Annotated in this window: 5 protein-coding genes; all 5 read right to left on the minus strand. The window is 53.8% G+C overall.

The features are described from left to right. The coding region (locus ACLQ62_RS09595) for a hypothetical protein (RefSeq protein ID WP_411721407.1) at window positions 1-290 on the minus strand (290 nt) is incomplete at its 3' end. A gap of 80 nt (window positions 291-370) precedes the next feature. Continuing rightward, window positions 371-970 carry a DUF669 domain-containing protein gene (locus ACLQ62_RS09600; RefSeq protein WP_411721408.1) on the minus strand — a complete coding sequence of 200 codons (600 nt, stop codon included), beginning with the start codon at window positions 968-970 and terminating at the stop codon, window positions 371-373. A 62-nt stretch (window positions 971-1,032) separates the two neighbouring features. Further along, complete coding sequence (locus ACLQ62_RS09605) at window positions 1,033-1,836, minus strand: AAA family ATPase (RefSeq protein ID WP_411721409.1); 804 nt, start codon at window positions 1,834-1,836, stop codon at window positions 1,033-1,035. 15 nt (window positions 1,837-1,851) lie between these two features. Continuing rightward, complete coding sequence (locus ACLQ62_RS09610; RefSeq protein ID WP_411721410.1) at window positions 1,852-2,772, minus strand: RecB family exonuclease; 921 nt, start codon at window positions 2,770-2,772, stop codon at window positions 1,852-1,854. Between the two features lie 68 nt (window positions 2,773-2,840). Continuing rightward, window positions 2,841-3,528 (minus strand): FAD-dependent thymidylate synthase (gene thyX, locus ACLQ62_RS09615; RefSeq protein WP_411721411.1); only part of this gene is annotated, 688 nt, incomplete at its 5' end.

A 3,528-nucleotide genomic window follows, 5' to 3' on the forward strand; every position in this document is an offset into this window, starting at 1 on the left:
GTTAGGCTCTGTGCGGTATTCACGCGAGACGATGCCGAAGGAATCGGGGCAGTGGGGTAATAGGTCTCGTCGGCAGCGTGGCCGTTGCGGAGTTCGTCATGGGCCTCAACAAGCTCAGAGACCATCAGCATCAGCTTGTTTCCCTGCCAGTGACCCAGCATGGCCGGATCTTCCGGGCGGTCATCGTGCCAGCCCTTGGCGGCAGAGTTGGAGCCACAGAGTTCCGTCATTTCCCGGAACATGTCAATGGCATCGACTTCAACGGGATTTGCAGTAAGGTCGGTAAACATTCGTCGCTTTCTTGAAAGTGTATAGGGAAAAGTGTGGCCCCGCAACCGAAGTCACGGAGCCACACTTTAGAGGGTGGTGATTAGCCGAAGGACGGCGGCAGCGGAACCGAGTTGCTGATTACCGGTGCAGCGGCCTGAGGAGCCGGTGCTGTGGCCCACGGGGAGCCTGCATCGACGGACGGTGCCGCTACGATGGGGGCCGGTCCAGCAGCCGCAATCGGAGCGGACGGCAGTCCACCCGGAACGCCTGCACCCGGAGGAGCAGAAGTCGATGCAGCGAAGTTACGCAGACGAGCGTAGGTCTTGCCGTTGTTGCCATCTTCGTGGAAGACTTCAGCGACAAAGCGACGGCCCTGAAGAGCCTGTGCGATCTGCTGTTCGGTCGGGTTCTGGTTGAAGAACTCAGCACCGAGACCGAGGATGGAGAGGTCACCGAAGAAGAAGTTCTTCATAGCGTACGCGCTGTCCGACACGATGAAATCGTGAAAGACGCGGGCGTTGGCACGAGGACCGGCCTCGACGGACGGGTTGATGGTGAACTTGGGGTTCTCCTTGGAGGTCTGGCCGACCTTGGCAGCGTCCTTGACCACAAAAGAATACATGCCGGGATCAAGAATCGCAAATTCCTTTGCGCCCTCTTCGGCCTGATTCATGAGATCTTTCCAAGACTGTGCTGGCATTTTTATTTGTTTCCTATCAGTTATTGTTTTTGTTTTGCTATTCAGTTATATTGGAGGAAGATTTACAGTGCCGGTGGTTCCGGCTGACCTACGAGTGTGGGTTCCGGAGCGACAGCGGGAGCCGCTGCTACCGGAGCCACAACCGGAGTAACCGTTACATCTTCACCGAAGATGTTGTTGAGCATTACCGTGATGTCAGGATTGTCAATCACGGTAGGCAGACCGGGGACACGAGACTTTGCCTCGTAGTTCGGGTGGTTACCGATCAGGAGGTTTCGAGTATCGGTGATGGTGCCCTGTGCATCCGCGACCTGCTGGACATACAGGTAGCCTGTGATGTCGAACCAGTACGGAGCCTGTGACGCAATCTGTCCCTGAAGGTAGGGCTTGATGATTCCGTCGTAGTCACGGGAGGTTGCCGTGATGACAATGGCTTCGATCTTCTCGTCAGCCTCAGCAAGGTCACGAAGATCCTTGCAGAAGAAGCTCATGACGGACAGGAGCTTGCCCCAGTCCTGTGTCTGAAGCTGCTGGCGACCCTTGATCTTCTCTACAGCCTTAGTCTGTAGTTCAGAGATGGAGTCAACAACGACCGACTTGAACGGGTGTTGGCCGCTCTTCAGGTAGTCATAGGCGACCTGTGCCTTCTGGAACTCGTTGACGGATACCACACAGATATCCCAAGAGCCGTCGTGTACAGGAGGAGATTCGGTAAGTGGATTCCACTTCACCTTACGGCCACGGACGAACCTGCTTGCCATCTCTACGTCAAGTAGGAGCAAGGGCTTTGGTGCCGTGGTTGCAAGGGTAGTCTTACCCGCACCGGACAATCCATGCATCAGGATAGTTAGTGCTCTATCGGACATTTAGTACCACTTTCATTATTCGTTTTCTTCGTAACGCGCATTAGGATCGACTTGCTCAAAGAGTTCTTCAAGCATTGCTTCTGCGGATGATCCATCATCGAACATTGGGCAAACTTGGAAGAATGGACATTTCCAAGTGCAATCGTTCGTGGGGCTGGGGTACGCGTAGAATCGGTGATCCTCACCGGCGTCCAGCTTGTCTCGTAGATCCATTATATCACGAATGGTGCCCATTGTCCTAATCCAAAACGACTGAAGTTGCTTGTCGTTGAACCGGACATCCAGCCGTTCGTAGAACGGAGGTTTAGCAGAAGCGGTACGCTTGACCTTCTTGATAAGGTTGTAGATTCCGCCGTCTACATTGGGGTCACCATTCACGGTGTCCATCTTCTCCAGAATGACGTAGAGCATAAGCTGTTCCGACATGTGGGAAGTCTCGTAGTACGAGTTGAAGGACACTGCTGTCTTATGGTCAAGCAACGCGTGCTTGCCACTGGACGCCCTTTTGACCTTGAGGTCAGTCTTACCCATCAGTTCAACACGAGGGTCCATCTCTAGACGTGTGGAGAGCTTCTTTTCCGCACCGATCACTTCAATATCAGCGTCGGGGTTGGTTTCAGCCAGCCACTCCATATAGCCCTCAAGCATAATACGCCCGAGTTCGGCCTCACTGTTGAACTTCTTGACCTTATCCTCAAAGTTCGCGTCCTTGCTCTCAGCAAAGAGCTTGTTGTCAATCCGCTGGAGTCGTTCGTACTCATCAACTGGATTCTCGCCAGTGACATAGAACAACTCCAGCGCATTGTGGACGCGGATACCAAGAGTCAGAGGGCCAACATAGGTCTTGCTAATCGGCTTCAGCGCTCGATAATTACCGAGCCACCATTTGCGCTTGCAATCCTTGAAGGTCTGAATCTCGGAGTTGGTGATAGACACCGACTCCGGATTTCTCCCCAAGTAAGGCTCTGTATTGTATCCCATTCTAGCCTAACTTTTTGTTAATGTCAAACGGCCTGATAGCCGCTTTCCACGAAACATTCCCACACAGTGGGGAACTTATCTTTGATGACTTCAGCAATCTGATCGGTCAGGAGAGCGATCTCATACTGAGCCTTTGAAGGGTGCACTGCATCCTCGCCCCAGTCCTTGCGGAGTGAGAGGAAGTTCAACATGCTTCGAAGGTTGGCCTTGAAGAACATGGAAGAGTACAATGACACCGGAAGGTGCATGCGGGCAACCTCATTGGAGATACCGTAAGCAGAAAGCTTCTGGTAGTTCTCCCATGCAGATTCAGCGGTACTCTTCTGTACCCAGCGGGTAGCCTCAAGCTGGTCAGGACGACCCAACTCAAACTCATAGTTTCCGGTCTTGCCGACCTGCACGAGCGGGCGGTCACCCGATTCCGGGACAATATAGAACTGGCCCCGCATGGTGCGGTACCGGCCGGATTCCTCATTGATGGACGACAAACGGTGCTTGACGATCTGGCGGGAGATGAACACAGGTACTTCAAAGTACCACTCAAACTCCGGACCTTCAAACGGCGTGCCGTGTTGGTTCCGATAGAGCCACCGGATGAGGCCTCTGTCAGCGCCGTCCAGAATGGTTTTCGGAATCACGATCTGCTCTTCCTCGTCCCACTCAAGGCTACCCTCTCCCTGAACGCTCACACGTGCCCTCCGGGTGATGGAG

The organism is Mycetocola sp., assembly GCF_046716805.1.
Classification (GTDB): domain Bacteria; phylum Actinomycetota; class Actinomycetes; order Actinomycetales; family Microbacteriaceae; genus Mycetocola_A.

Excerpts from the sequence above, each read along its gene's own strand:
- ACLQ62_RS09605 (WP_411721409.1), bottom strand. The coding sequence starts at position 1,836 with ATGTCCGATAGAGCACTAACTATCCTGATGCATGGATTGTCCGGTGCG.
- ACLQ62_RS09600 (WP_411721408.1), bottom strand. The coding sequence starts at position 970 with ATGCCAGCACAGTCTTGGAAAGATCTCATGAATCAGGCCGAAGAGGGC.